The sequence below is a fragment of the Rhizobium sp. SAFR-030 genome, assembly GCF_059415005.1.
This window is the reverse complement of the sequence record NZ_JBPFDO010000006.1, coordinates 59,404-83,889: the sequence shown is the minus strand read 5'-3', so window position 1 is coordinate 83,889 and position 24,486 is coordinate 59,404. Positions and strand designations below refer to the sequence as shown.

Below are 24,486 nucleotides of genomic sequence, written 5' to 3'. Positions count from 1 at the left end.
CCGGCCGCTGAAGGCCGTTTCATGAAAAGGGCTTGAGCGGTGACGACTTCGCGGGAACAGGGACTGGCGCCGCTCCTCGAAGACCTGGCGAACCAGGCAGCCGGCACGCGGCTCAGCCTCGGCGGTCTCCTGGCGCTGCTCGGCGAACAGGCAACCGCGCTGGTGCTGCTGGTGTTTGCCATCCCGGCGATCATCCCGACCCCCGGCATTCCGGCCGGCATGGTGTTCGGCACGGCGCTGGCGCTGCTTTCGGCGCAGCTGGTGATCGGTGCCGACCGCTTCTGGCTACCGGGCCGGCTGTCGCGGATCGAGGTCCCGCAGAAGTTGCTGTCGGCGATGTCGGTGCGCCTCGGGCCGAAGCTTGCCTGGCTGGAAACCTGGCTGCGGCCACGATGGACCGGGCTGACGGGACGCGCCGCCGTTCGGCCGCTCGGCTTGGTCGTGCTGCTGATGGGCGTGCTGATTGCCCTGCCGATCCCGTTCGGCAATGTGTTGCCGGGTCTGTCGGTGTTCTTCATCGCGCTCGGGCTGGCGCAGCGCGATGGCATGGCTGTCGCCGGCGGGCTTGTCTTCGGGCTCCTCGCCGTCGCCTTCACCGGCTTCCTGTTTCTCGGCGGCTGGTGGCTGATCAGCGACTGGCTGGGCCTTGGCAACGCGGGCAACACCCCGGCCGCCTGACGCTGGCCGGTTGCTCATGCCTTGGGTATGGACACTGGGAAAATGGTGTCCACGAGAGGATTCGAACCTCCGACCCCAGGATTAGGAATCCTGTGCTCTATCCTGCTGAGCTACGTGGACAACGCTGCGGTACATACCGCAGGCAGGCGTGGCGGACAAGACGGAAGCCGGATCCGAGGCCAAGGTTTTGGCCTGGATCGGGATCCGATTGCGTGTCCCATGTCGGTGATACTGGCGGACGTTCTCGGTCCGTCGTTCCCTCAGTCGCCGAGCCGCTGCTCTGCAAGCTTCACCCAGTAGGAGATGCCGTAGGCAAGCGCTTCGTCGTTGAAGTCGTAGGACGGATTGTGGAGCGCGGCCGTATCGCCGTTGCCGATCATGATATAGGCGCCCGGCCGGGCCTGCAGCATGAAGGCGAAATCCTCGCCGGCCATGCTGGCGTCGACGTCGGTGTCGACATTACGCTCGCCGACGATGTCGATGGCGGCCCGTGCCGCATGCCCGGTCTCGTCGGCATGATTGACGGTCACCGGGCAGGCCCGCTCGTATTCGACCAGCGCCACGGCGTCGTTGGCGGCGGCAATGCCCTCGGCGATCTGGCGGATGCGCCGCTCGGCAAGATCACGTACCTCTTCGTCGAGGCTGCGCACGGTGCCGGTCAGGAACGCCTCTTCGGGGATGATGTTGTGGGTCGTGCCGGCATGGAACTGGGTGACGGAGACGACCACCGAGCGCAGCGGGTTCGCATTGCGCGCGGCGATCAGCTGCAGGCCGCTGACGATCTGCGCGCCGATGACGATCGGGTCGGCGGCTCGGTGCGGCTCGGCGGCATGGCCGCCGCGCCCGGTGATGCGGATGGCGAACTTGTCGGGCGCCGCCATGATGCCGCCCTTGCGGATGGCAAACGTGCCGAGCGGCATGCCCGGCATGTTGTGCATGCCGTAGACCTCATCGATGCCGAAGCGGTCCATCAACCCCTCCTCGACCATCGCCAGGGCACCGCGGCCGCCTTCTTCGGCCGGCTGGAAGATGACCGCGACCGAGCCGTTGAAGTTGCGGGTTTCGGCGAGGTAGCGGGCAGCACCGAGCAGCATTGCCGTATGGCCGTCGTGGCCGCAGGCGTGCATCTTGCCGGGCGCCTTCGATGCGTAGGACTTGCCGGTGATCTCCTGGAGCGGCAGCGCGTCCATGTCGGCGCGCAGGCCGATCACCCGGCCGCCGGTACCGCGCCCGCGAATGATGCCGACGACGCCGGTGCGGCCGAGGCCGGTCACGATCTCGTCAACGCCGAATGACTTCAGCTTTTCCTCGACGAAGGCCGCGGTGTCCTCGACATCGTAGAGAAGCCCTGGATTTTCATGGATGTGGCGGCGCCATTCGGTGGCTTCCTGCTGCATTTCGGCTGCTCTGTTCAAGATCGGCATTGCTGTTCCTGCTGTTCACCAAGGCGCGGGGCGCGTCGCCCGTCGAGCTGATATTGCGCCGCAGAATTGACGGAATCAACGTTCTTTGCCATTGCTTGGCCACAAGGGCGTTCTATCGCCCGCGCGTCTCCCGCGATCATGACGAGGTCCATCCTTGCCCCACAGGACAAGCCGTTTGCCTTCCGCATCGAAGATCTCTGCCGCCCTGCTTGCCGGCATCACGGCATTCACGGGTATCGCCGATACGGCATCCGCCAATCCGAAGGTGCTTGTCGATGTGAGAACCGGCCGCGTCATCGCCCACCAGGAGGCATTCCGGAAATGGTACCCGGCATCGCTGACCAAGCTGATGACCTCCTACGTCACCTTCCGGGCCTTGAAGAGCGGCCGCATCACCCTGGAGACGCCGGTGGTGATGAGCCGGAAGGCGGCCGATCAGCCGGCCAGCAAGATGTACCTTAAGCCCGGCGCCTGGATGACGCTTGATTCGGCAATGAAGATCCTGCTGGTCAAATCCGCCAACGACATCGCCGTCGCCGTTGCCGAGACCGTCGGCGGCACCACCGAGAATTTCGTCGAGATGATGAACGCCGAGGCGGCACGGCTCGGCATGACTTCGTCGCGCTTCATCAATCCGCATGGCCTGCCCGGCAAGGGGCAGTTCACCACCGCCCGGGATCTTGCGGTGCTGACCATGCAGCTGAAGCGCGAGTTTCCCGAATATGCCAGCTATTTCTCGCTGGAAGGCGTCAGCACCGGAAGCAAGGAATATCCCAACTACAACATGCTGATTGGCCGTTTCGACGGAGCCGACGGCATGAAGACCGGCTTCATCTGCGCCTCCGGCTTCAATCAGGTTTCATCGGCGACCCGCAACGGCCGCACCGTCATCTCGGTGGTGCTCGGCTCCGACAGCCTTGCCGGGCGTGCGGATGAATCCGCCGACCTGCTGCAGAAGGGGCTCACCGCGCCGCAGGGCAATGGCGACCTGCTGTCGGCACTTGCTCCCTACGGTCCCGATCGTGACCAGGTAGTCGATATCAGCAACGACATCTGCAATCCGAAGGCCGCCAAGGTGCGCAGCGAAGGCCGCGACGATGCCGGAAGGATGATCGTTCATTCGCCTTACATCAGCCAGATGGTGAACCCGCCGCGCTACAGTCTCGCGACCATCAACCAGCCGCCGCAGCTTTCCCCGGAGCAGCGGGCGGAGGGTCATCTCGCCAACGTGCCGTTGCCGATCCCGCGGCCGGCCACTTTCTGACCTAGGGCTGAGGACATCGCCATGGCTCTTGCGAGCGAACGCATTCCGGTTTCCATTCTGACCGGCTTCCTCGGCGCCGGCAAATCGACGCTTCTCAACCGCATCCTGAAGGATCCCGCCGCCCATGACACGGCGGTGATCATCAATGAATTCGGCGAGGTCGGCATCGACAATTTCCTCGTCGAGACATCCGGCGATACGCTGCTGGAACTGTCGAACGGCTGCCTGTGCTGCACCGTGCGCGGCGAACTCGTTGAAACGCTGGCGTCGATCATCGACCAGATCCAGACCGGGCGGCTGAAGCCGATCCGTCGCCTGGTGATCGAGACGACAGGCCTTGCCGACCCGGCGCCGGTCATGCAGGCGGTGATGGGCAACCCGGTCGTCGCGCAGAGCTATCAGCTCGACGGCGTCGTCACCGTGGTTGACGCCGTCCACGGGCTGTCGACCATCGAGCGGCATCCGGAAGCGCTGCGGCAGGTGGCGGTAGCCGACCGGCTGGTGGTGACGAAGAAGACGCTTGCGTCACCGGCGGCGGTCTCGGCGCTGATGGCACGGCTTGCCGATCTCAACCCGCGCGCCGCGCTGACCGACGGTGATGCAGAAGAGGCCGGACGCGTCTTGCTTCTCGAAAACGGGCTTTACGATCAGGATACCAAGATCGCCGACGTGGCGCGCTGGCTGAGCGACGAACGTGCGGCCGAAGTGCATCCGCATCACCATGATCATCACCATGCGGACGATCATCATCACCATGATCACGACCATCATGCGCATCAGCCGGTCGGCGATCACGCACACGCGCAGCATGGTCACCAGCATCACCAGCACGACGTGAACCGCCATGGCGCGGACATTCGGTCGTTTTCGATCCTCCACGACCGGCCGATCGAGCCGATGGCAATCGACATGTTCGTCGACCTGCTGCGCTCGGCGCACGGTGAGAAGCTGCTGCGGATGAAGGCGATCGTCCAGCTCTCGGACAATCCCGAGCGGCCGCTGGTGCTGCATGGGGTGCAGAGCATCTTCCACCCGCCGGAGCGGCTGTCGCGCTGGCCGGAAGGCAGCGACAGGCGCACGCGCATGGTGCTGATCACGCAGGGCCTGTCGGAGGAGTTCGTCCAGGACCTGTTCGCCGCCTTCACCGGTCAGCCGCGCATAGATCGCCCGGATCGTGCCGCGCTCGAAGACAATCCGCTGGCCGTTCCCGGTCTGAGGATGTGATCAGTCGCGGTTGAGCCCGTTGGCACCGCGGCGGATGACGAAGCGGTGGCCGTCCTCGGTGCGTTTTGTGTCCAGGAGTTCGTGACCGTCTTCGTTGCAGAAATGCGGGATGTCGATGCCGGCAAGCGGATCGGTCGTCTCGACGACCAGTTCCTCGCCCGGGACCATCGCCGATAGCTTTCTGCGGGATTTTAGAACGGGAAGCGGGCATTTCAGCCCGCGCAGATCATAGAGGGTGCGGGTCCCGCCGGCGATCACTGCCGGCGCTACCACAGCTTCCAGAAGGGCTTCTTGCCGGTGGTTTCTGCAGCCGGCTGTACCGACGCATAGGCAAGAGGATTGGGTGCCGGCACCGGAACGGAGCCGGTGGTCATCGGCGCCTGCGGTCCAGCGGAGGCTGGCTGCCTGCCGGATGCGTTCATGGCGGTCGCGACTGACATCGAGGAACGGCCGGCCGGCGAGACGCCCTGGGTCGCCTGCGGCATGGCAGTCGCCACTGCGGCCTGAGGTGCTGGCTGCGAACCGACGCGGCCCTGCTTTCCGGCATTGCCCTCGGCCGAAGCAACGAGCATCGACCCGGCCGGCTTCGTCTTCGACAGGCGGGCTGCCATCAAGGTTTCGAATTCCGCCGGCTCGACGAGCTTTCCAGCTTCCAGCGACGTGCCGGTCGGCGCATAGGCCAGATCGCGGCCCTTGCGCTTGGCGGCAACCACCGCCTTGCGTTCGGCTTCGGTCGGCTCGTACCACACCTTGCCGCTCAGCTTATCGACGGCCTTGGTATAGGCGAGCTGATAGTCTTTCTCGTAGGACGTCAGCGCCGCGGTCAGCGCCGGCGGCGTCGACATCTGCGGACAGGCGGCGCCCGGCGAGATGCTGCCGGCCCCCTGGACCTGCTGGTTGAAGACGTACTTCCGGTCGCAAACGTTCACTTCGGGCGGACGCTTGGTCACTTCGAACTGGTCGTAGCCGACCTTCAGCATCTTCCAGAAGTCGAGGTGTTCGCTGTTGCGGTGCCGGGCCATGTTTTCCGCGGTCATGCGGAACGGGAAGGCCTCGAGCTGGATGGTCGACTGGCCGCCCTTGAAGGCGTCGCGGGCAAACGCATAGATTTCCAGGATCTGCTCGTCGGTCATCGAGTAGCAGCCGGAAGACGAGCAGGCGCCATGGATCATCAGGTTGGAACCGTTGCGGCCGTTGGCGGCGTCGTAGCGGTTCGGGAAGCCCGTGTTGATGGCGAGGTAGTATTTCGAATTCGGATTGAGATGGGCCGGCGTCAGGTTGTAGAAACCTTCGGGCGCCTGGCGGTCGCCTTCCTTGACCTTGGGTCCGAGCTTACCGGACCAGGCACAGATCTGGTACTGGGCGATCTTGTCGAAGCGGTTGTCCGCCTTCGCCTTCCAGATCTCCATCACGCCTTCTTCCTTGAAGACGCGGATCATGATCGGCGAGTTGCGGGGCATGTTCTTCTTCTGCATTTCCGCAACGACGCGGGCAGGCAGAGGCTGCTCGACCTTGTTCTTGACCGTCGAAAGATCGATGGCGCCATCGATCGATTCGGTACAGCCGACAAGGGCGGTTGCCATCAGAAGAACGGAAGCAAGAATTTTCAAGCGCATCTGATACGGATCACATGAAATCGACCAACGGGTGCAGGCTCATCCTGCTTCTACCCATTCTGTCAGGAATAATAAAGCGGTAAGCTTTACATTCTCTTAACCGCTCAAGCCCGCCGAACAGCACGAGTTCGTGAAGAACGATGCATGCCAGTTCTCTTCGATCCGACTATTTGATCAGAGATTGCGGCCGATTTCCAGAAATTTCTGCCGGCGTGCCTTGCGCACGTCATCCGGAGAAAGCTGTCCGAGCTCGCTGAGCGCCCCCTCGATCACATCGCCGGCCGCGTCGATCACCGTCTCCGGATCGCGATGCGCGCCGCCCAAAGGCTCGCCGATGATGCCGTCGATGACGCCAAGTCCCTTCAGATCCTCGGCCGTGATTTTCATGTTGGTCGCGGCTTCACGGGCCCGGGTTGAGTCGCGCCAGAGGATCGAGGCTGCACCTTCCGGGGAGATTACCGAATAGATCGCGTGCTCGAGCATGAATACCTTGTTGCCGGTGGCAATCGCGATCGCACCGCCGGATCCGCCTTCGCCGATGACGACCGAAACCATCGGTACGCGCAGCCCCAGGCACATTTCCGTCGAACGGGCGATGGCCTCCGCCTGGCCGCGCTCCTCCGCACCGACGCCCGGATAGGCGCCCGCCGTATCCACCAGCGTGATCACCGGCAGGCCGAAACGGTCGGCCATTTCCATGACGCGGATGGCTTTGCGATAGCCTTCGGGGCGGGGGCTGCCAAAATTGTGCTTGATGCGCGACTTGGTGTCGTTGCCCTTTTCCTGGCCGATGATCGCTACGGGCTGGCCGCGGAAGCGTCCGAGGCCGGCCTGGATGGCGGCATCCTCGCCGAACGTCCGGTCGCCGGCGAGCGGCGTGAACTCGGTGAACAGGCGCTTGGCGTAATCGACGAAATGCGGTCGCTGCGGATGACGCGCGACCTGGGTTTTCTGCCAGGCGGTCAGTTTGGAATAGATGTCCTGCATGGCTTCGCGAACGCGCACTTCCAGCCGCTGGATCTCGTCGGAGGTGTCGATGCTCTCATCTTCCGTCGCGAGTTTCTTCAACTCGTGGATCTTGCCTTCCAGGTCGGAGATGGGCTTTTCGAAGTCGAGATAAGTTTGCATGAGCTCCGTGTTCCGATCGTTCTTGCGGCCTGGCCGCGCTCCGCCCGGGCTCTAATCAGGTGTTTTGGCGCTTTTTGCAAGAGGGTGATGCGCTTCGACCACTTCTCGCAGGCGTTCATCCAGAACATGCGTATAGATCTGCGTGGTAGAAATGTCGGAATGCCCAAGCAGTTCCTGCACCACGCGCAGGTCAGCACCGTTCTGCAGGAGGTGGCTGGCGAAAGCATGGCGCAGCACGTGCGGCGAGATGGTTGCCACCCGGATACCGGCGCGGGCGGCGAGATCCTTCAGATCGCGGGCAAACACCTGGCGCGGCAGGTAACCCTCCTTGCCGGTCGACGGAAACAGCCAGGGGCTTTCCTTCTGGCCGGCGGCTTCGGCTGCGGCGCGTGCCTGTCCATAGGCCTGCAGCGCAGCGATCGCCGAGCGTGACAGTGGCACCAACCGCTCCTTGTTGCCCTTGCCGCGGATCATCAGGAAGCGTCCCTCCTGGTCAAGCACCTTGACCGGCAGCGACACGAGTTCGCTCACCCGCATGCCGGTGGCGTAAAGGGTTTCGAGGAGCGCCAGCATTCGCAACCTGGGCAGCCGGCCCGGTCCCTCCTCGGCCGCTTCTTCGACGGCGCGCGCAAGCAGCCGGCCGACATCCGCCTCGCTCATGGTCTTCGGCAGCGGTCGTGTCTTCTTCGGTGCGTCGAGGATCGACGTCGGGTCGTCGCCGCGCAGGTTCTCCGCATAGAGGAACTTGTAGAACTGGCGCATCGCCGAGAGCCGCCTGGCCTGCGACGATGCCGCAAGCCCCTGACGCGAAAGGTGGGCAAGGTATTCGCTGAGATCGGCGGAGGTTGCGGCAAGCAGGCTCGTCTTGCGACCCTTCAGCTGGACGTAGAGGTCATCGAGATCTCGCTGATAGGAGGACAGCGTGTTGATCGCAGCGCCACGCTCGGCGCTCATCATCTCCAGGAAGGCTTCCACATGCGCGCGCGACAGGTCCGTCATCGACATCCTTAGGGCTGCGGCGGGTTCAGCCGCTCGGAGGGAATGCGCACGGTGATTTCCCGCTCGCGTGGCTCGACGAGGAACACCAGCGCGACCATGCTTCCGTAGATAATGCCGGCAATCACCGCGAGGATGAACAGGAAACGGAAAAGGGTCGGCATCGGGTGGCTCCGCAGGGTGGGCGGCACTTTATGAGGAAAGCGGGCGGGAAGTGCAAGAAGCGGCGCGCAACTGAGGTTTTGCGGCGGCGTGACTTGACGCTTTCCCGTCATTTGTCGATAGGGTGGGCAAAGGACTGCGAGAGGACAGCTTTCCACGACGATGCCCGATCTAGTCATACCACCGGCTGCACCCTTGACGTTGAGCGATCGGGCTCGCGCGGCGCTTGGCGGCCGCAACCTCGTGTTCGTGGGGCTGATGGGCGCGGGGAAATCTGCGATCGGCCGGATCGTCGCGCAGCAACTGCGGCTACCTTTCATCGACACGGACAACGAGATCGAGCGTGTTTCCCGGATGACCATTCCGGAACTCTTCACAGCTTACGGTGAAGGGGAATTCCGCGCGCTGGAGACGCGGGTTATCCAGCGATTGATGAAGGGCGGTCCCCGCGTCGTGTCCACAGGCGGCGGCGCCTTCATCAACGATCGAACGCGGGCGTGCATCAAGCAGCGCGGGCTGTCGCTGTGGCTGAAGGCGGATCTCGATCTCCTCTGGGAGCGGGTGTCGAAGCGAGACAACCGGCCGCTCCTCAAGACCGAAAACCCGAAGCAGACGTTGGAGACCCTGATGAACCAGCGCTACCCCATCTATGCAGAAGCCGACCTGACGGTGCCGTCGCGCGACGTGCGGAAGGAGACGATGGCCAGCGACGTGCTGACAGCTCTCGTCGCAATGACCAAGGAAGTCGAGGCCGATGAATACCGCAGCCAGCAATCCTGAAAATCCTGTGCCTGAACGCCTCGTACATGTGCCGCTCGGCGAGCGGGCCTACGACATCCTGATCGGTGCGGACCTGATCGGCAGGGCCGGTGGCGAGATTTCGGCACGCCTGAAGGGCCGGCGCGCCGCCATCGTCACCGACGAGCACGTGGCGCCACTGTATCTGGAAAGCCTGATGGACAGCCTGCAGACGGACGGTATCGAGGCCGTATCGCTGACGCTTCCGGCCGGCGAGAAGACCAAGAGCCTCGAGCACCTCGCGACCGTCTGCGAGATGGCGCTGTCGGCCCGCATCGAGCGCAACGACTGCATCATCGCGCTCGGCGGCGGAGTGATCGGCGATCTTGCAGGCTTTGCCGCGGGTATCGTCCGTCGCGGCGTTCGCTTCGTGCAGATCCCGACGACGCTTCTGTCGCAGGTGGATTCATCCGTCGGCGGCAAGACCGGCATCAATACCCGTCACGGCAAGAACCTGCTCGGCGTCTTCCACCAGCCGGATCTGGTGCTGTCCGATACTGCGGCACTCGGCAGCCTCAGCGAGCGCGAGTTCCGGGCCGGATACGCGGAAGTCGCGAAATACGGATTGATCGACAAGCCCGACTTCTTCGCCTGGCTCGAAGCCAACTGGCGCGACGTCTTTGCCGGCGGCGGCGCACGCGCAGAGGCGATCGCGATCAGCTGCCAGGCGAAGGCGGACGTGGTGGTGGAGGACGAACGGGAGACCGGGCGCCGCGCGCTTCTCAACCTCGGCCATACCTTCGGCCATGCGCTGGAGGCGGCCACTCGCTACGACAGCAGTCGCCTCGTGCATGGCGAGGGCGTGGCGATCGGCATGGTGCTGGCGCATCGCTTTTCGGCGCGCCTGAACCTTGCCAGCCCCGACGATACGGCACGCGTCGAAGCACATCTGCGGTCCGTCGGCCTGCCGACCCGGATCAGCGAGATCCCGGGCGAGCTTCCCTCGGAGGAGGTGCTGATGGATGCCATCGCCCAGGACAAGAAGGTCAAGAGCGGCAAGCTGACATTCATCCTGACGCGCGGGATCGGAGAGGCTTTCGTCGCTGACGACGTGCCGGTCTCCGAAGTGCGCGCGTTTCTTGAAGAGGCACGACGAGGTTAAATGCTGCTGGGGTTCCTGACGTTCTTCACCGATCATTGGATCACGCTCGGCATCATCGTCCTGCTGATCGCCGCATCCGGCTTCTTCTCGGGCTCGGAAACCGCGCTGACAGCTGCGTCCCGGGCGCGAATGCACACCCTGGAGACCAACGGCGACCAGAGAGCCGGTCTCGTGGCGCGACTGATCGAGCGCCGCGACAGGCTGATCGGCGCGCTGCTGATCGGCAACAATCTCGTCAACATCCTTGCCTCGTCGCTGACGACGAGCCTGTTCCTCGGCCTGTTCGGCAACAATGGCGTGGCGGTGGCGACCATCGTCATGACGATCCTGCTGGTCATCTTCTCGGAGGTTCTGCCGAAGAGCTGGGCGATCTCGGCTCCCGACCGTTTCGCCCTCTGGGTCGGACCGGCCGTCAAGGTGTTCGTCGGCGTTGCCGGGCCGCTGTCGAGCGGCGTCAATGCCATCGTCCGCTTCATCCTGAGGCTCTTCGGCATCACACTGTCGCGGGAAGTCTCGATGCTGACCGCGCACGAAGAGCTGCGCGGCGCGCTGGACCTGCTGCATCGCGAGGGCTCGTTCATCAAGGCCGACCGTGACCGCCTCGGTGGCCTGCTCGATCTGGAGGAGCTCGAGGTCTCGGACGTGATGAAACACCGGACCGCGATGCGGGCAATCAATGCCGACGATCCACCGGAGGCCGTCGTGCGGGCCGTGCTCGAGAGCCCGTTCACGCGCATGCCGCTGTGGCGGACGACGACTGACAACATCATCGGCGTGGTCCATGCCAAGGACCTGTTGCGGGTGCTGGCGGAGCCGGACATGGAGCCCGAAAACCTCGATATTGCCAGGATCGCCCAGAAGCCGTGGTTCGTGCCGGATACGACGAGCCTCAAGGATCAGTTGAACGCCTTCCTGCGCCGCAAGGTGCATTTCGCCGTCGTTGTCGACGAGTATGGCGAGGTGCAGGGCATCGTCACGCTCGAAGACATTCTGGAAGAGATCGTCGGCGACATTGCCGATGAGCACGACCTCGAGATCCAGGGCGTGCGCCAGGAGGCGGACGGATCAATCGTGGTGGATGGAAACGTGCCGATCCGCGACCTGAACCGGGCACTCGACTGGCACCTGCCGGACGAGGAGGCCACGACGATCGCCGGCCTGGTCATTCACGAGTCGAAGTTGATCCCGCAGGAGCGGCAGACCTTCACCTTCCACGGCAAGCGCTTCACGGTCATGAAGCGCGAGAAGAACCGCATCACCAGACTGCGCATTCGTCCGGCAGAAGACGCAGCGGTTCCCGTCTGACCGGTTACCAGCGGGTCGGCTCTCCGGGCGCCGAAGGCTCGACCGCCAGCGCGTGCAGTCCCGCGTCCAGTTCTGGTTTCAGGAGATCGTTCACCAGCCGATGCCGCTGGAGGCGCGTCAGCCCCAGGAATCGGTCGGAGACAACCCGCACCCGCATATGGGTTTCGCCGTCGCCAGTCATGCTCGGCTGATGCCCCGCATGCTGATGGCTCTCATCGATAACCTCCAGCCGTTCAGGCTTCAGTTCCTCTTCCAACGTCGATTGAATGCGCGTGCGGACCGACATTCGGGCCTCCCGGTGTGTCGAAAATGGCGTCCCACAGAACAGCAACAAAGGCCTTTGTCAATTCTTGTTCTGCCCCGTCCTGCACCCCATAATGTGCTTAAATGAAACTAGATTCCAAATATTTCGACCGCATCCGGACGCGCCGGAAACGGGAGCAGGATCCGGCGCCCTCGGCGCCGACCTGTCAGTGGGACGGTTGCGACAAGCCGGGCGTGCATCGTGCGCCGGTGGGGCGTAACGCCGAAGGCCAATTTTTCTTGTTCTGCTTCGAGCACGTCAAGGAATACAACAAGGGCTACAACTACTTCTCCGGCCTGTCGGATACCGAGATCGCCCGTTACCAGAAGGAAGCGATCACCGGTCACCGTCCGACCTGGACGGTCGGCGTCAACAAGGCGGCGAAAGACGCGCCGCTGCATGCGACCACTCGATCCGGTTCTGCCGCCAGCTTCAATCGCGTCAAGGATCCGTTCGGCTTCGTGCGCGAAGGTGGACCGGGCGGCGCCCGGAACGAACCGGCGGTGCGGAAGTTGAAGACACTCGAGGCGAAGGCCTTCGACACAATGGGCTTGACGGCAGGCGCAACCAAAGCCGAAATCAAGAGCCGCTACAAGGAACTGGTCAAGAAGCACCATCCTGACGCGAATGGCGGCGACCGTGGCTCGGAAGAACGTTTTCGGGCCGTCATACAGGCGTATCAATTGTTAAAGCAGTCCGGTTTCTGCTAAGCCGTTCTGGTGCAAGGCAACATGGCAGCGAAGGATTGCGGCCGGACCGGTATCCGGTTCGACGTGGAGTGGTGATGAGCAAAATCGATCTTGATATTTCAAACCTCCCGGACACCACGGTTTCGGTTCGGGACGTCTTCGGCATTGACACCGACCTCAGGGTTCCCGCCTACAGCAACGGCGACCCTTATGTTCCCGACCTGGACCCCGACTACCTGTTCGACCGCGATACGACGCTGGCGATCCTGGCGGGCTTTGCCCACAATCGTCGCGTCATGGTCTCTGGCTTCCACGGCACGGGCAAGTCCACCCATATCGAGCAGGTTGCGGCGCGGCTGAACTGGCCTTGCGTGCGCATCAACCTCGACAGCCACGTCAGCCGTATCGATCTCGTCGGCAAGGACGCCATCGTCCTGAAGGACGGCAAGCAGATCACCGAATTCAAGGACGGCATCCTGCCCTGGGCCTACCAGCACAATGTCGCGCTGGTCTTCGACGAGTACGATGCCGGCCGTCCGGACGTCATGTTCGTCATCCAGCGCGTGCTGGAATCCTCCGGCCGTCTGACGCTTCTCGACCAGAGCCGCGTCATCCGCCCGCACCCTGCTTTCCGCATCTTCGCAACCGCCAACACGGTCGGTCTCGGCGATACGACGGGTCTTTATCACGGCACGCAGCAGATCAACCAGGCGCAGATGGACCGCTGGTCGATCGTCACGACGCTGAACTATCTGCCGCACCAGCAAGAAGTGGATATCGTGTCCGCCAAGGTGAAGAGCTTCGGCGCGACGGCCGAAGGACGCGAAACGGTTTCGAAGATGGTCCGCGTCGCGGACATGACCCGCTCGGCCTTCATCAACGGCGACCTGTCGACGGTCATGAGCCCGCGTACCGTGATCACCTGGGCGGAAAACGCCGAGATCTTCGGCGACGTCGCCTTTGCGTTCCGCATCACCTTCCTCAACAAGTGCGACGAACTGGAGCGGACGCTGGTCGCCGAGCAGTATCAGCGCGCTTTCGGCGTGGAGCTGAAGGAGAGCGCCGCGAACATCGCTCTCGGAGCTTGAAGGGCGAAGGCAGACTGACAAGGTGAGCGATATGGCAGGCCGCGGCGACAATACGAAGGCGAAGACGAGCGGGCCGGTTGATACCGAGCCGCTACGCCGGGCGATCACCGGCTGCGTGCGTTCCATCGCCGGAAACGCGGAGGTGGAAGTCTCTTTCGCCAACGAGCGTCCGGGTATGGCCGGCGACCGCATTCGCCTGCCGGAGATTTCCAAGCGCCCGACGGCTCAGGAGCTCGCCGTGACGCGTGGTCTCGGCGATTCCATGGCCCTTCGGCTCGCCTGTCACGATACCAGCCTGCATGCGACGATGTCGCCGCAGGGGAGCGACGCCCGTGCCGTGTTCGACGCGGTCGAGCAGGCGCGGGTGGAGTCCATCGGCTCGCTCAGGATGGCCGGCATGGCCTCCAACATCGCCACCATGAACGCCGAGAAGTACAGCAAGGCCAATTTCGGTGGCGTCGAGCGGCAGGAAGACGCGCCGATCGGCGAGGCCATGGCGATGCTGGTGCGCGAGAAGTTGACGGGCATCCAACCGCCTGCCAGCGCCGGCAAGGTGCTCGATCTCTGGCGTCCGTTCTTCGAGGAGAAGGCAGGGCCGGATCTCACCAGCCTGCGCACGGTGATGGAAGACCAGCAGGCGTTCGGCAAGCTGGTCCGCCACATGCTGTCCTCGATGCAGATGGCTGAGGATTTCGGCGACGACGAAGACCAGTCGGACGAGATGGAGAACCCTGACGACGAGGATCAGCCGCGCAGCAACGAGACCGAGAATGACGAGGTCGAGGAAGATGCCGGCTCCGACGCCGCACCGGCCGAAGAGAGCAGTGCTGCGGAAGAGCAGCTCGATGACGGCGAGATGGACGGCGCCGAGATCTCCGACGACGACATGTCCGACGACGAGGACGACCAGTCCGAGACGCCCGGCGAAACGCGGCGCCCGAACCTGCCCTTCGACGATTTCAACGAGAAGGTCGACTACCATATCTTCACGCAGGAGTTCGACGAGGAGATCCTTGCCGAGGAACTGTGCGACGAAGCCGAACTCGACCGCTTGCGGGCGTTTCTCGACAAGCAGCTCGCGCATCTCCAGGGCGCCGTCGGACGCCTAGCGAACCGCCTGCAGCGCCGGCTGATGGCGCAGCAGAACCGTTCCTGGGATTTCGATCTGGAAGAGGGCTATCTGGATCCCGCGCGCCTGGTGCGCCTGGTGATCGATCCGATGCAGCCGCTGTCGTTCAAGCGGGAGCGTGACACGCAGTTTCGCGATACGGTCGTGTCGCTGGTCATCGACAATTCCGGGTCGATGCGCGGTCGGCCGATCACGGTTGCCGCGACCTGCGCCGACATTCTTGCCCGGACCCTGGAGCGCAGCGGCGTGAAGGTCGAGATCCTCGGCTTCACGACCAAGGCGTGGAAGGGCGGGCAGAGCCGCGAGCAGTGGCTGGCGGGCGGCAAGCAGCCGACGCCGGGTCGCCTCAACGATCTGCGCCATATCGTCTACAAGTCGGCAGACGCGCCGTGGCGCCGTTCGCGCCGCAACCTCGGCCTGATGATGCGCGAGGGCCTGCTCAAGGAAAACATCGACGGCGAGGCGCTGATGTGGGCGCACAACCGTCTGATCAACCGACCGGAACAACGCAAGATCATGATGATGATCTCGGACGGCGCGCCGGTCGACGATTCAACGCTGTCGGTCAACCCCGGCAACTATCTCGAGCGTCACCTGCGGGCCGTCATCGAGCAGATCGAGACACGCTCGCCCGTCGAACTGCTGGCCATCGGCATCGGCCACGACGTGACCCGCTACTACCGTCGCGCGGTGACGATCGTCGATGCCGACGAGTTGGCGGGGGCGATGACGGAGCAGCTGGCGGATCTGTTCGACGAGAATGGCGGCCAGCGCGGCCGCGCACGACGGGCGGGCTGATCTCGCTTGGTCCGGATCCGGCATCTCGTATCCGCACTTCTGCTCGGCGCCGCGCTTGTGGCGCCAGCCATCCAGGCGCAAACGATCGATGTGCCGGTGCAGGCAAGGCCCTTCGTCTTCTTCAAGCCGGGATCACAGGAGACCCGCTTTGGCGAACTTGAGTTCGTTGGAGGGCTGGAATTCACCTCGCGGGAAGAGCTGCTCGGCTCGCTCTCCAGCATCAGGTTCCGCCCCGACGGCCTGCAGTTCGTCTCGGTTCTCGATACCGGGCACTGGCTGACCGGGCGCATCTCCCGGGGCAGTGATGGACGCCTCGCAGCGCTTGAAGACGTCGCAATCTTGGCGATGCGTGATGCTCGCGGCGAGGAGCCGGGCTACAAGGGAGACATCGACGCCGAGGGCGTCGCGCTGCGTCCCGGCGAGGCGATCGTCAGCTTCGAGCGGCGCCATCGCGTGGATGTCTATCCGGATCCCGGTTTCGAGACATCACCGCCGCGCCGCAGCCTCGACATTCTCATTCCCAGGCGTGAATTGCGCGGCAATGGCGGATTGGAAACTGTCGTCGTCGCGCCTCCAGCAGGCTCTCTGAAGGGTGCCGTCGTGACGATCGCCGAGCGTAGCGTCGATGCGGACGGCAATCTCTATGCTGCCATTTTGGAGGGCCCCCGAAAAGGCCAGTTCAAGGTGGTGCGCAAGGCGCCCTGGGACGTCACCGACGGCGCGTTCCTCCCCGGCGGCGACCTGTTGCTGCTGGAGCGTCGGTTCAGCTTCCTCGGCGGCGTGGGGATGCGTATCCGGCGGATTGCCGGCGAAGACCTGAAGCCCGGCGCGCTGGTGGACGGGCGGGTGCTGATCGAGGCCGATATGGGTTTCCAGATCGACAACATGGAAGGCATGGACGTCATCGACGGCGGTGACGGCTACCCGCATGTGATCCTGGTCTCCGACGACAATCATTCGATCCTGCAGCGAAACCTGATGCTGGAGTTCCGGCTCACCGACTGACCGGGAGAGGAGGGGTCTTAGATGATCCGTATCCATGTCATGGGTGCGTCCGGTTCCGGGACCACGACACTGGGAAGAGCCCTCGGTGAGCGGCTGGGGCTTCTGCATCTCGATACCGACGATGCCTACTGGCTACCGACGGATCCGCCCTACACGACGCCACGCCCGGTGCCGGACAGACTGGCTGTGCTCGGTGAGCGGATGGCCGGCGCATCCGGATGGGTGCTGTCCGGCTCGGCGCTCAAATGGGGACAGTCGCTGGAGCCGCTATACCACCTGATCGTGTTCCTGACGCTCGACCCCGGGCTAAGAATGGAGCGCATCCGCCGGCGCGAGGCGGAGCGTTACGGTGAACGCATCCTGCCCGGCGGCGATATGGCGGAAACAAGCGCCAGGTTTCTGGAGTGGGCCGCGGCGTATGACACGTCAGGCCCCGAGCAGCGAAGCCTTGCCGCACACGAGGCGTGGCTTGCGACGCTGACGGCGCCGGTACTGCGGCTCGATACGTCCCGGCCTGTCGAGGATCTCGTGGACGAGATCCTCCTGCATCCGCTGGCGGCGGAGGGCATTGCCGCGCTCCGTTGAGGACTGCTCAGGCAGCCTGTGCGGGCGGCATCGGCTTTACGACGCTCATCAACGCGCCGTAGGGCAGCAGCATCACGAGACCGACCAGCAGCTTGACGACGAAGTCGCCGAGTGCCCAGGAAATCCACCGCGGCGCTTCCGTGGCGAAGATGCCGAGGATGGGTGCCTGGCTGATGGCAAACTCGTCATTGGCGCCGAGGAAGCCGAAAAGAGGTGCAAACGAGATCGAGAAGAACAGGACTGTGTCCAGCGCCGAGCCCAGCATGGAACCTGCCAGAGGCGCCTGCCACCAGCTCTGGCGGCGGAGCGTATTGAACACCGAAATGTCCAGCAATTGGCCGACGAGATACGCGGCGCCGGAACCGATCGCGATGCGCGGAATGGAGGTGTAGAAGGACAGCGTGACACCGACGACAAAGCCGGCAAGAACGACGCGGCGGGCGATGCGTGGGCCGAACTGACGGTTCGTCAGGTCGGTAACCAGGAAGGCTGCGGGATAGGTGAAGGCGCCCCAGGTCAGCAGATCGCTGAGCTCGATGCCGAAGACATGCCCGGCAACCGGGAACTGGACGAGGAAGTTGGAGGCGACGACGACGATCGTCATCAGCACTACGTAAACAATGGTCGCGCGAAAATACCGCATTTTTTTACCCTGGGTGATGCCACCAGCACGATTGGATGAACGGCAAGAGAAAGGGCTTGGACGGAAACCGTCAAGCCCTTTCCAAGCGATGATAGAGGCAGAAAGCTTAGGCGGCTGCCTGAGCCACTTCGGCAGTCTTCTTGACGATCTGGCGACGCAGCAGGCGGGCGCGCATCGACAGTTCGGCTTCGTCGGCCTTCAGCAGGAACGCGTCAAGACCGCCGCGATGCTCAACCGAGCGCAGGGCGTGCGCGGAGACGCGCAGACGGAAACGCTGGCCGAGCGAGTCGGAGATCAGCGTGACGTGGCACAGGTTCGGCAGGAACCGGCGACGCGTCTTGTTGTTGGCGTGGCTGACATTGTTGCCCGACTGGACGCCTTTGCCGCTCAATTCGCACATACGGGACATGGTACACCTTTATTCTTCTTTGCAATTGAACGGGTATTCGGGCAAAGCCCGGCCTGCCGATCCAATTGTCCTGATTGGAAAGTTGCGGTTCTATAGTCAGTGAGCCCGCGCGCGTCAAGTCAAACATCGTCCGCAATGCCGGTTTTGCGCCGGTGAAACCCGGCGTCTTGCTATTTTGTTGCCACAGTGGTTTGCCTATATCGCCGCTGTCATCATCCAGGTTTCAAGGAATGCCCATGCGCCGCAGGAGCCGTCCGCTGGTTCTCATCGCCGCCGCAGCGCTCGGCCTGTCGGCGCTGCCGGCCGGCACGGCGGGTATACGGCATGTCAGCGAGTACGACATTTCGCTCGGCCTTCTGCCGATCGCCAAGGCCTCCTTTGCCAGCGAATTCGATAGTAGCGACTACAAGATCGCTGGCTCGTTCAGATCCTACGGCCTCGTCAGCCTGTTCAGCAAGATTTCCGCGGCCACGAATGTCAGCGGGTCGGTGCAGGGCCAGAAGCTGCAGGCCAATGCCTATTCGCTGGTCTACACGCAGGGCAAGAAGACGCGCACCTATGACGTCGCCTACAAGAACGGCAACGTCGTCTCCTCGACGATCAAGCCTGAACCGACAAGCCGTCCCTCCAGCTGGATCCCGATTGGCGACGGCGATCTGCAAGCGGTACTCGATCCGCTGTCCGGGCTTATCTTTCCGGATGGAGTCAAGATCTGCCCGAGCCGGTTGCCGATCTACGATGGCGAATCGCGGCTTGATCTCGTCCTGTCGTCGAAGGGCAGCAAGGCCTTCTCCACAAACGGCTACAAGGGCGACGCCATCGTCTGCGAGGTTCGCTACGAGCCTAAGTCCGGCTACAAGCAGGGGCGCACCGACATCGAGTTCCTCAAGAAGGCGAAGATGGAAGTGTGGTTTGCCAAGGCGGCCGGCGTCAATGTATATGCTCCGGTCTATGCACGTATTCCGACACGTGTCGGCGACGTCTACGTGACGGCCGTGAAATACGGCGGTTGAGGCGGCAGAGGTCGATGCCGCTCGCGACAGGGGGCTGGTGTTGAAGGTCAAGGGCACGCTGATCGGCTTTACCGCCATCCTCATGTGGTCGCTGCTGGCGTTGATGACGACGGCATCGGGGCTGATGCCGCCGTTCCAGCTTTCCGCCATCACTTTCGCGATCGGAAGCCTGCCCGGTCTCTTGCTGCTGGCGGCTCGTCCGCAGCGGCTGGCGCTCCTGAAGCAGCCGGCCAAGGTCTGGCTGATCGGCATCGGCGGCCTGTTCGGCTACCACTTCCTCTACTTCACGGCGCTTCGCAACGCGCCGGCCGTCGAGGCCGGCCTCATCGCCTATCTGTGGCCGCTGTTCATCGTCGTCGGCTCGGCGCTGCTGCCGGGCGAACGGTTGCGCTGGTACCACCTGGCTGGCGCGCTGGCCGGACTGGCGGGCACGGCGGCGATCGTGTCGCGCAGCGGAATCTCATTCGACAGCGGCTCCCTCCTCGGTTATGGCGCGGCTTTCCTGTGCGCTTTCACATGGTCGGGCTACTCGCTGCTGACGCGGCGGTTCGAGGCCGTCTCGACCGATGTCGTCACCGGCTTCTGTCTTGCGACCTCGGTGTTGTCGCTCATCTGCCATCTCGGCCTCGAGGCGACCGTCTGGCCGGCCAACGGCACCGAATGGCTGGCGGTGGTGGGGCTTGGCCTGCTGCCGGTGGGAGCTGCATTCTATGCCTGGGATCACGGGGTGAAGAACGGCGACATCCAGATACTCGGCGCCGCAAGTTACGCAGCGCCGCTGCTGTCCACCCTCATCCTTACGCTGTTCGGCTTCGCAGAGCCCAGCCTGCGCATCGGACTTGCCTGCCTGCTGATTACCGGCGGTGCCGTGCTGGCCGCCAGGGACATGATCTTTCGCAGTCGCACCCGCACATCCGCCGCGGCGGAATAGATCTCAAGCCTTAGGTTGCCATTCGGGCGGTGCCATTTCGAAGGATGAGAAGGCGAAACCCGGCGCGACGGTGCAGCCGACCAGCGTGAACTCGCCGGTCGATTCCGCCGCCTGCCATTCATTCGCCTCGACCACCGCCTGCGGGCGTTCACCACGGGCCAGATCGGTTCCCAGAATGACCTCGCGAGCCGTCTCGCCATCCTTTGCCAGACGCAGCTTCAGCGGACTGCCGGCATAGAAGTGCCAGACCTCGACTGCATCCTTGACCCGGTGCCAGTGCGATCGCTCGCCGCGGCCGAGCAGGTAGTAGATGGATGTCGAATGGCCGCGCTCGCCGCCGTCCGCATCGCGAAACGTCTCCACATACCAGCCGCCTTCCGGATGGCGCTGCATGCCGAGGTGCCGGATGATCTCGTCTGCCGTCATTTGAAGTTGTCTTTTCGCTTGCGGATCTCGGCAAAGACCTCCTCGTTCGTCGCCCCCTCCATGACCAGATGCCGGCGGATGGCCGGGTCGGCCGGGCGCATGAAGGGATTGGTCTCCTTCTCCAGGCCGATCATCGTCGGAATGGTGAAGCGGCCTTCCGCCAGCAGTTCGTCGATCTGCCGCGCCCGGCGCTGCAGCGCCTCGTTGCCGGCGTCGATGCTGAGCGCGAAGCGGGCGTTCGACTGGGTATATTCATGGCCGAAATAAACGGCTGTCTCGTCCGGCAGAACCGCCAGTTTCTGCAGAGAATGCCACATGTCTGCGGCCGTGCGTTCAAACAGCCGGCCGCAGCCGAGTGCAAACAGCGTATCGGCGGCGAACAGGATCTTGTCCTCCGGAAAATGGTAGCAGATGTGTCCGGCGGTGTGGCCGGGCGTCTCGAACACCCTCACCGGGTGTTCGCCGAACAGGAACTCGTCACCGTCCGCGACGGTCCGGTCGATGCCGGGAATGGCGACCGCCTCGTTCACCGGCCCGATGATCTCGCAGCCGTAACGGTCCTTCAGCGCCAGGTTTGCCTCGACATGGTCGATGTGATGATGGGTGGTGAAGATGTGGGTAATGCGCCAGCCAAGACGGTCGGCGGCTGCAACGATCGGGCCTTCTTCCGGCGCATCGATCGAGGCCGTCAGGCCGCTTTCCGGATCGTGCACCAGGACGCCGTAATTGTCGCTGCGACAGGTAAAGACTTCGATTGCCAGAGTTTTCATTCGCCTGAACCCGTTCTATGTCTATGGTCAGCGCAGAATGTAGGGGCTGGCGCCTTGAAGTCCAACCTCCCTCTGATAGCTTTCGTTTCATGCACGCCGATATCGTCGACCTCCGCGAATTCTACCATTCCCAACTCGGCCGCTTGGCAGAGCACTCGATCGCGGCGGCCTTGAGCTCGTTGTGGGCGCGGCTTCCTGAGGAGCGTCTGGTTGGACTCGGCTATGCCGTTCCGTATCTCGACCGCTTTCGTACCAACACCGAGCGAACCTTCGCCTTCATGCCGGCAGGGCAGGGCGCGGTGAACTGGCCGGTGCGCGAACTGTCGTCGACGGCACTGGTCTTCGAAGAGGAATTGCCGCTGCCGGACAGTTCGATCGATCGGGTGCTGATGGTGCATTCGCTGGAGTTTGCCGAAAATCCTCGCGAAACCCTGAAGGAGCTCTGGCGCGTGCTGGCACCGGGCGGACGCCTGGTCATCGTCGTTCCCAATCGACGCGGGGTCTGGGCCCGCATGGAGCATACGCCGTTCGGTTCGGGGCGGCCGTATTCGCGCCGGCAGTTGACGGCGCTGCTTCGCGAGACGAACTTTACCCCCGGCGCCAGCGCCGAAGCGCTGTTCTTCCCGCCATCGAAGCTGCGCGCCGTGCTGAAGCTGCGGCATGCCTTCGAGCGGGTCGGACGGCGCCTGTGGCCTGCATTTTCGGGCGTCCTGATCCTTGAGGCGCAGAAGCGGCTGTATCAGGGGCTGCCGGTCGCATCCCGTGCCTCACGCCGCGTCTTCGTGCCGGTGCTCGGCGCACAGGGTATCCCGGCCGGACGCATGTCCGCCGGCGGCCCACCGCACCGCCGTACCAGCGCAACCGCCTTCGCTCTCGACAAAAGAGGCTCGCAGGATTAAGGCCTCAGGATCGTTTTTTCGAAGGTCTTGTTCCATGGATGTTGCAGAGCTGAAGCCCGTTCCCCGGTCCGGAATCCTGGATATCGCCGCCTACGTTCCGGGCAAGGAACATGCCCCGGGCGTCGATCGCGTCTTCAAGCTTTCCTCCAACGAGACGCCCTTGGGTGCAAGCCCGAAGGCCATCGACGCGTTCCGGCAGGCGGCCGGTCATCTGGAGCTTTATCCCGATGGCCAGGCCACCGAATTGCGCGCCGCGATTGCTTCGACGCACGGCCTGAACCCGGCCAACATCCTCTGCGGCAATGGCTCGGACGAATTGCTCGGCCTCATCTGCCACGTCTATCTCGGCGATGGCGACGAAGCGATCATCACCGAGCACGGCTTCCTCGTCTACAGGATCCAGATCATGGGCGCCGGGGCAAAGCCCGTGACCGTGAAGGAAACCGAATGCCGCGTCGATGTCGACGCGATCCTTGCTGCCGTGACCCCGAAGACAAAGCTGGTCTTCATCGCCAATCCCGGCAATCCAACGGGCACCTATGTGCCGGCAGCCGAAATTCGTCGCCTGCATGCCGGCCTGCCGAAGAACGTCATCCTGGTTCTTGATGCGGCCTATGCCGAATATGTGCGCCGTAACGACTACGAAGCCGGCATCGAGCTGGTGTCGTCGAGCCCGAACGTCGTCATGTGCCGGACGTTTTCCAAGGCCTATGGACTGGCGGCGCTGCGCATCGGCTGGATGTATGGCCCAGTTGAAATCCTCGATGCGCTGAACCGCGTGCGCGGCCCGTTCAACCTCAATGCTCCGGCGATCGCCGCCGGCGCGACGGCCATGCGTGACCAGGCTTTCATCGGCGAGGCGGTTGCCCACAACACGCTGTGGCTCGACAAGCTGACGCATGCCTTCGAAAGCCTCGGCCTGAAGGTGACGCCGTCGGTCACCAACTTCATCCTCATTCACTTCCCGGACACCGACGGCAAGCGTGCGCCGGACGCCGATGCCTTCCTCACCAGCCGTGGCTTCATCCTGCGCGCCGTGAAGGGCTACGGGTTCCCGAACGCGCTGCGGATGACCGTCGGGTCAGAGGAAGCCAATCGCGGGGTCATCGAAGCGCTCGGCGAATTCATGAGCCGCACCGCATGAGCAGTGTCCTCTTCGATCGCATCGCGCTGATCGGCATCGGCCTCATCGGCTCGTCCATCGCACGCGACATCAAGGAGAGCGGGCTTGCCGGAACGCTGGTGATCTCAACCCGCAGCGAGGCGACGTTGAAGCGGGCAGAGGAACTCGGACTTGGCGACCTCTATGTTTCCTCAGCGGCCGATGCCGTGAAGGACGCCGACCTGGTGATCGTTTCTGTGCCGGTCGGTTCGTCCGGCATGGTGGCGGAGCAGATCGCCGCCAACCTGAAGCCTGGCGCCATCCTGACCGATGTCGGGTCGACCAAGGCTTCGGTCATCGCGCAGATGGCGCCGCATGTTCCGGCTGGCGTTCACTTCATTCCCGGCCATCCCCTGGCAGGCACGGAAAAATCCGGACCGGATGCCGGCTTTGCCGGTCTGTTCCGCGGCCGCTGGTGCATCTTCACGCCGTTGCCTGATACCGATGTTGCCGCCCTTGAGCGGCTGCGTGAGTTCTGGATTGCGCTCGGGTCGAAGATCGACGAGATGGATCCGGAGCACCACGACAAGGTTCTGGCCATCGTGTCGCACCTGCCGCACATCATCGCCTACAACATCGTTGGCACGGCCGACGACCTTGAGGCGGTGACGGAATCGGAAGTTATCAAGTACTCGGCGTCCGGCTTCCGCGATTTTACCCGCCTGGCCGCGTCTGACCCGACCATGTGGCGGGACGTTTGCCTGCACAACAAGGATGCGATCCTCGAAATGCTGGCCCGCTTCTCCGAGGATCTTGCCTACCTGCAGCGGGCAATCCGCTGGGGCGAAGGCGACAAGCTGTTCGAACTGTTTTCCCGCACGAGAAACGTCCGCCGTTCGATCATCGAAGCCGGTCAGGATGTCGATGCGCCGGATTTCGGTCGCCACGCGCTCGATCCGAAGAGCTGAGGCCGCTGAGTCCTCAAGCTCTCCGGCGGG

The 24,486-nt window shown here is 63.7% G+C and carries 27 protein-coding genes and 1 tRNA gene; 16 read left to right on the top strand and 12 right to left on the bottom strand.

Going from position 1 to position 24,486, the window contains the following annotated elements; genetic code table 11:
* Positions 1-39 precede the first annotated feature (39 nt).
* On the top strand, positions 40-678 hold the full coding sequence (locus tag ACR65N_RS18475; RefSeq protein WP_440458194.1) for an exopolysaccharide biosynthesis protein: 639 nt from the start codon (positions 40-42) through the stop codon (positions 676-678).
* Between the two features lie 43 nt (positions 679-721).
* Here ACR65N_RS18475 and ACR65N_RS18470 read toward each other — a convergent pair.
* Positions 722-798, bottom strand: a tRNA-Arg gene (locus ACR65N_RS18470).
* Between the two features lie 140 nt (positions 799-938).
* Positions 939-2,102: a M20 aminoacylase family protein gene (locus ACR65N_RS18465; RefSeq protein ID WP_440458193.1), complete on the bottom strand. Its 1,164-nt coding sequence runs from the start codon at positions 2,100-2,102 to the stop codon at positions 939-941.
* Positions 2,103-2,256: 154 nt separating this feature from the next.
* Between ACR65N_RS18465 and ACR65N_RS18460 the strand changes: the two genes are divergently transcribed.
* Together ACR65N_RS18460 and ACR65N_RS18455 are read left to right on the top strand one after the other, a co-directional pair.
* The gene (locus ACR65N_RS18460) at positions 2,257-3,366 is read left to right on the top strand and encodes a D-alanyl-D-alanine carboxypeptidase family protein (protein WP_440458192.1); all 1,110 of its coding nucleotides are present in this window, start codon (positions 2,257-2,259) and stop codon (positions 3,364-3,366) included.
* Positions 3,367-3,387: 21 nt separating this feature from the next.
* Positions 3,388-4,590 carry a CobW family GTP-binding protein gene (locus ACR65N_RS18455; RefSeq protein ID WP_440458191.1) on the top strand — a complete coding sequence of 401 codons (1,203 nt, stop codon included), beginning with the start codon at positions 3,388-3,390 and terminating at the stop codon, positions 4,588-4,590.
* Here ACR65N_RS18455 and ACR65N_RS18450 read toward each other — a convergent pair whose 3' ends face one another.
* From ACR65N_RS18450 to ACR65N_RS18430, 5 genes are all read right to left on the bottom strand, one after another.
* Positions 4,591-4,863, bottom strand: a complete 273-nt coding sequence (locus tag ACR65N_RS18450; protein ID WP_440458190.1) for a sulfurtransferase TusA family protein — start codon at positions 4,861-4,863, stop codon at positions 4,591-4,593. It abuts the gene before it with no gap.
* Entirely contained in the window at positions 4,857-6,206 is a 1,350-nt protein-coding gene (locus ACR65N_RS18445; protein ID WP_440458189.1) for a L,D-transpeptidase family protein, read from the bottom strand. The genes ACR65N_RS18450 and ACR65N_RS18445 overlap by 7 nt, the downstream gene beginning before the upstream one ends.
* Positions 6,207-6,380: 174 nt before the next feature.
* Entirely contained in the window at positions 6,381-7,334 is a 954-nt protein-coding gene (locus ACR65N_RS18440; RefSeq protein WP_440458188.1) for an acetyl-CoA carboxylase carboxyltransferase subunit alpha, read from the bottom strand.
* A 51-nt stretch (positions 7,335-7,385) separates the two neighbouring features.
* On the bottom strand, positions 7,386-8,333 hold the full coding sequence (xerD, locus tag ACR65N_RS18435) for a site-specific tyrosine recombinase XerD (protein ID WP_440458187.1): 948 nt from the start codon (positions 8,331-8,333) through the stop codon (positions 7,386-7,388).
* A gap of 8 nt (positions 8,334-8,341) precedes the next feature.
* Complete coding sequence (locus ACR65N_RS18430; RefSeq protein WP_430307496.1) at positions 8,342-8,494, bottom strand: hypothetical protein; 153 nt, start codon at positions 8,492-8,494, stop codon at positions 8,342-8,344.
* Positions 8,495-8,654: 160 nt separating this feature from the next.
* Here ACR65N_RS18430 and ACR65N_RS18425 point away from each other — a divergent pair, with 160 nt between their 5' ends.
* The 3 genes from ACR65N_RS18425 to ACR65N_RS18415 are packed head-to-tail and all read left to right on the top strand — an operon-like array spanning position 8,655 to position 11,697.
* Positions 8,655-9,272 (top strand): shikimate kinase, encoded by a 618-nt coding sequence (locus ACR65N_RS18425; RefSeq protein WP_430307495.1) that lies wholly within the window; start codon positions 8,655-8,657, stop codon positions 9,270-9,272.
* Positions 9,247-10,392 carry a 3-dehydroquinate synthase gene (gene aroB / locus ACR65N_RS18420; RefSeq protein ID WP_440458186.1) on the top strand — a complete coding sequence of 382 codons (1,146 nt, stop codon included), beginning with the start codon at positions 9,247-9,249 and terminating at the stop codon, positions 10,390-10,392. The genes ACR65N_RS18425 and aroB overlap by 26 nt, the downstream gene beginning before the upstream one ends.
* On the top strand, positions 10,393-11,697 hold the full coding sequence (locus tag ACR65N_RS18415; RefSeq protein WP_440458185.1) for an HlyC/CorC family transporter: 1,305 nt from the start codon (positions 10,393-10,395) through the stop codon (positions 11,695-11,697). It begins immediately after the preceding gene.
* A gap of 4 nt (positions 11,698-11,701) precedes the next feature.
* Here the strand turns inward: ACR65N_RS18415 and ACR65N_RS18410 are convergent, their stop codons facing one another.
* On the bottom strand, positions 11,702-11,983 hold the full coding sequence (locus tag ACR65N_RS18410) for a BolA family protein (protein WP_440458184.1): 282 nt from the start codon (positions 11,981-11,983) through the stop codon (positions 11,702-11,704).
* 101 nt (positions 11,984-12,084) lie between these two features.
* Between ACR65N_RS18410 and ACR65N_RS18405 the strand changes: the two genes are divergently transcribed.
* The 5 genes from ACR65N_RS18405 (at position 12,085) to ACR65N_RS18385 (ending at position 17,295) form a co-directional block, all read left to right on the top strand.
* Entirely contained in the window at positions 12,085-12,711 is a 627-nt protein-coding gene (locus tag ACR65N_RS18405; protein ID WP_430307491.1) for a J domain-containing protein, read from the top strand.
* A 74-nt stretch (positions 12,712-12,785) separates the two neighbouring features.
* Positions 12,786-13,778 carry a cobaltochelatase subunit CobS gene (gene cobS, locus ACR65N_RS18400; protein WP_430307490.1) on the top strand — a complete coding sequence of 331 codons (993 nt, stop codon included), beginning with the start codon at positions 12,786-12,788 and terminating at the stop codon, positions 13,776-13,778.
* Between the two features lie 31 nt (positions 13,779-13,809).
* Positions 13,810-15,705 carry a cobaltochelatase subunit CobT gene (cobT, locus tag ACR65N_RS18395; protein ID WP_440458183.1) on the top strand — a complete coding sequence of 632 codons (1,896 nt, stop codon included), beginning with the start codon at positions 13,810-13,812 and terminating at the stop codon, positions 15,703-15,705.
* Between the two features lie 6 nt (positions 15,706-15,711).
* Positions 15,712-16,710, top strand: coding sequence for an esterase-like activity of phytase family protein (locus tag ACR65N_RS18390; RefSeq protein WP_440458182.1), 999 nt, complete (start codon positions 15,712-15,714; stop codon positions 16,708-16,710).
* Positions 16,711-16,731: 21 nt separating this feature from the next.
* A complete protein-coding gene (locus ACR65N_RS18385; protein ID WP_440458181.1) occupies positions 16,732-17,295 on the top strand; it encodes an AAA family ATPase in 564 nt (187 codons plus the stop codon).
* Positions 17,296-17,302: 7 nt separating this feature from the next.
* Here ACR65N_RS18385 and ACR65N_RS18380 read toward each other — a convergent pair whose 3' ends face one another.
* Both ACR65N_RS18380 and rpmB read right to left on the bottom strand, forming a co-directional pair.
* Positions 17,303-17,938 carry a VUT family protein gene (locus ACR65N_RS18380; protein WP_430307486.1) on the bottom strand — a complete coding sequence of 212 codons (636 nt, stop codon included), beginning with the start codon at positions 17,936-17,938 and terminating at the stop codon, positions 17,303-17,305.
* A gap of 106 nt (positions 17,939-18,044) precedes the next feature.
* Positions 18,045-18,347, bottom strand: a complete 303-nt coding sequence (gene rpmB, locus ACR65N_RS18375; protein WP_430307485.1) for a 50S ribosomal protein L28 — start codon at positions 18,345-18,347, stop codon at positions 18,045-18,047.
* Positions 18,348-18,583: 236 nt separating this feature from the next.
* Here rpmB and ACR65N_RS18370 point away from each other — a divergent pair, with 236 nt between their 5' ends.
* Positions 18,584-19,360 carry a DUF3108 domain-containing protein gene (locus ACR65N_RS18370; RefSeq protein ID WP_440458180.1) on the top strand — a complete coding sequence of 259 codons (777 nt, stop codon included), beginning with the start codon at positions 18,584-18,586 and terminating at the stop codon, positions 19,358-19,360.
* A 40-nt stretch (positions 19,361-19,400) separates the two neighbouring features.
* A complete protein-coding gene (gene yddG, locus ACR65N_RS18365; protein ID WP_440458388.1) occupies positions 19,401-20,291 on the top strand; it encodes an aromatic amino acid exporter YddG in 891 nt (296 codons plus the stop codon).
* Between the two features lie 3 nt (positions 20,292-20,294).
* Here yddG and ACR65N_RS18360 read toward each other — a convergent pair whose 3' ends face one another.
* Positions 20,295-20,717 carry a cupin domain-containing protein gene (locus tag ACR65N_RS18360; protein ID WP_440458179.1) on the bottom strand — a complete coding sequence of 141 codons (423 nt, stop codon included), beginning with the start codon at positions 20,715-20,717 and terminating at the stop codon, positions 20,295-20,297.
* Positions 20,714-21,487, bottom strand: coding sequence for a hydroxyacylglutathione hydrolase (gene gloB, locus ACR65N_RS18355; RefSeq protein ID WP_440458178.1), 774 nt, complete (start codon positions 21,485-21,487; stop codon positions 20,714-20,716). The genes ACR65N_RS18360 and gloB overlap by 4 nt, the downstream gene beginning before the upstream one ends.
* An 89-nt stretch (positions 21,488-21,576) precedes the next feature.
* Here gloB and ACR65N_RS18350 point away from each other — a divergent pair, with 89 nt between their 5' ends.
* Genes ACR65N_RS18350 through ACR65N_RS18340 form a run of 3 tightly spaced genes read left to right on the top strand, consistent with a single transcriptional unit; the run spans position 21,577 to position 24,456 of the window.
* On the top strand, positions 21,577-22,386 hold the full coding sequence (locus tag ACR65N_RS18350; RefSeq protein WP_430307481.1) for a class I SAM-dependent methyltransferase: 810 nt from the start codon (positions 21,577-21,579) through the stop codon (positions 22,384-22,386).
* 34 nt (positions 22,387-22,420) lie between these two features.
* Positions 22,421-23,530, top strand: coding sequence for a histidinol-phosphate transaminase (gene hisC / locus ACR65N_RS18345; protein ID WP_440458177.1), 1,110 nt, complete (start codon positions 22,421-22,423; stop codon positions 23,528-23,530).
* Entirely contained in the window at positions 23,527-24,456 is a 930-nt protein-coding gene (locus ACR65N_RS18340; protein WP_440458176.1) for a prephenate/arogenate dehydrogenase family protein, read from the top strand. The genes hisC and ACR65N_RS18340 overlap by 4 nt, the downstream gene beginning before the upstream one ends.
* Positions 24,457-24,486: the final 30 nt, after the last annotated feature.

Bases quoted from the DNA above. Each gene is read 5' to 3' on its own strand.
- ACR65N_RS18425 (WP_430307495.1), top strand. From the start codon at position 8,655: ATGCCCGATCTAGTCATACCACCGGCTGCACCCTTGACGTTGAGCGAT.
- aroB (WP_440458186.1), top strand. From the start codon at position 9,247: ATGAATACCGCAGCCAGCAATCCTGAAAATCCTGTGCCTGAACGCCTC.
- ACR65N_RS18370 (WP_440458180.1), top strand. From the start codon at position 18,584: ATGCGCCGCAGGAGCCGTCCGCTGGTTCTCATCGCCGCCGCAGCGCTC.
- ACR65N_RS18415 (WP_440458185.1), top strand. From the start codon at position 10,393: ATGCTGCTGGGGTTCCTGACGTTCTTCACCGATCATTGGATCACGCTC.
- xerD (WP_440458187.1), bottom strand. From the start codon at position 8,333: ATGACGGACCTGTCGCGCGCGCATGTGGAAGCCTTCCTGGAGATGATG.
- ACR65N_RS18380 (WP_430307486.1), bottom strand. From the start codon at position 17,938: ATGCGGTATTTTCGCGCGACCATTGTTTACGTAGTGCTGATGACGATC.
- ACR65N_RS18360 (WP_440458179.1), bottom strand. From the start codon at position 20,717: ATGACGGCAGACGAGATCATCCGGCACCTCGGCATGCAGCGCCATCCG.
- ACR65N_RS18440 (WP_440458188.1), bottom strand. From the start codon at position 7,334: ATGCAAACTTATCTCGACTTCGAAAAGCCCATCTCCGACCTGGAAGGC.
- ACR65N_RS18385 (WP_440458181.1), top strand. From the start codon at position 16,732: ATGATCCGTATCCATGTCATGGGTGCGTCCGGTTCCGGGACCACGACA.
- ACR65N_RS18340 (WP_440458176.1), top strand. From the start codon at position 23,527: ATGAGCAGTGTCCTCTTCGATCGCATCGCGCTGATCGGCATCGGCCTC.
- cobT (WP_440458183.1), top strand. From the start codon at position 13,810: ATGGCAGGCCGCGGCGACAATACGAAGGCGAAGACGAGCGGGCCGGTT.
- gloB (WP_440458178.1), bottom strand. From the start codon at position 21,487: ATGAAAACTCTGGCAATCGAAGTCTTTACCTGTCGCAGCGACAATTAC.
- ACR65N_RS18410 (WP_440458184.1), bottom strand. From the start codon at position 11,983: ATGTCGGTCCGCACGCGCATTCAATCGACGTTGGAAGAGGAACTGAAG.
- ACR65N_RS18430 (WP_430307496.1), bottom strand. From the start codon at position 8,494: ATGCCGACCCTTTTCCGTTTCCTGTTCATCCTCGCGGTGATTGCCGGC.
- ACR65N_RS18455 (WP_440458191.1), top strand. From the start codon at position 3,388: ATGGCTCTTGCGAGCGAACGCATTCCGGTTTCCATTCTGACCGGCTTC.
- rpmB (WP_430307485.1), bottom strand. From the start codon at position 18,347: ATGTCCCGTATGTGCGAATTGAGCGGCAAAGGCGTCCAGTCGGGCAAC.
- hisC (WP_440458177.1), top strand. From the start codon at position 22,421: ATGGATGTTGCAGAGCTGAAGCCCGTTCCCCGGTCCGGAATCCTGGAT.
- ACR65N_RS18465 (WP_440458193.1), bottom strand. From the start codon at position 2,102: ATGCCGATCTTGAACAGAGCAGCCGAAATGCAGCAGGAAGCCACCGAA.
- ACR65N_RS18350 (WP_430307481.1), top strand. From the start codon at position 21,577: ATGCACGCCGATATCGTCGACCTCCGCGAATTCTACCATTCCCAACTC.
- ACR65N_RS18405 (WP_430307491.1), top strand. From the start codon at position 12,085: ATGAAACTAGATTCCAAATATTTCGACCGCATCCGGACGCGCCGGAAA.
- cobS (WP_430307490.1), top strand. From the start codon at position 12,786: ATGAGCAAAATCGATCTTGATATTTCAAACCTCCCGGACACCACGGTT.
- ACR65N_RS18445 (WP_440458189.1), bottom strand. From the start codon at position 6,206: ATGCGCTTGAAAATTCTTGCTTCCGTTCTTCTGATGGCAACCGCCCTT.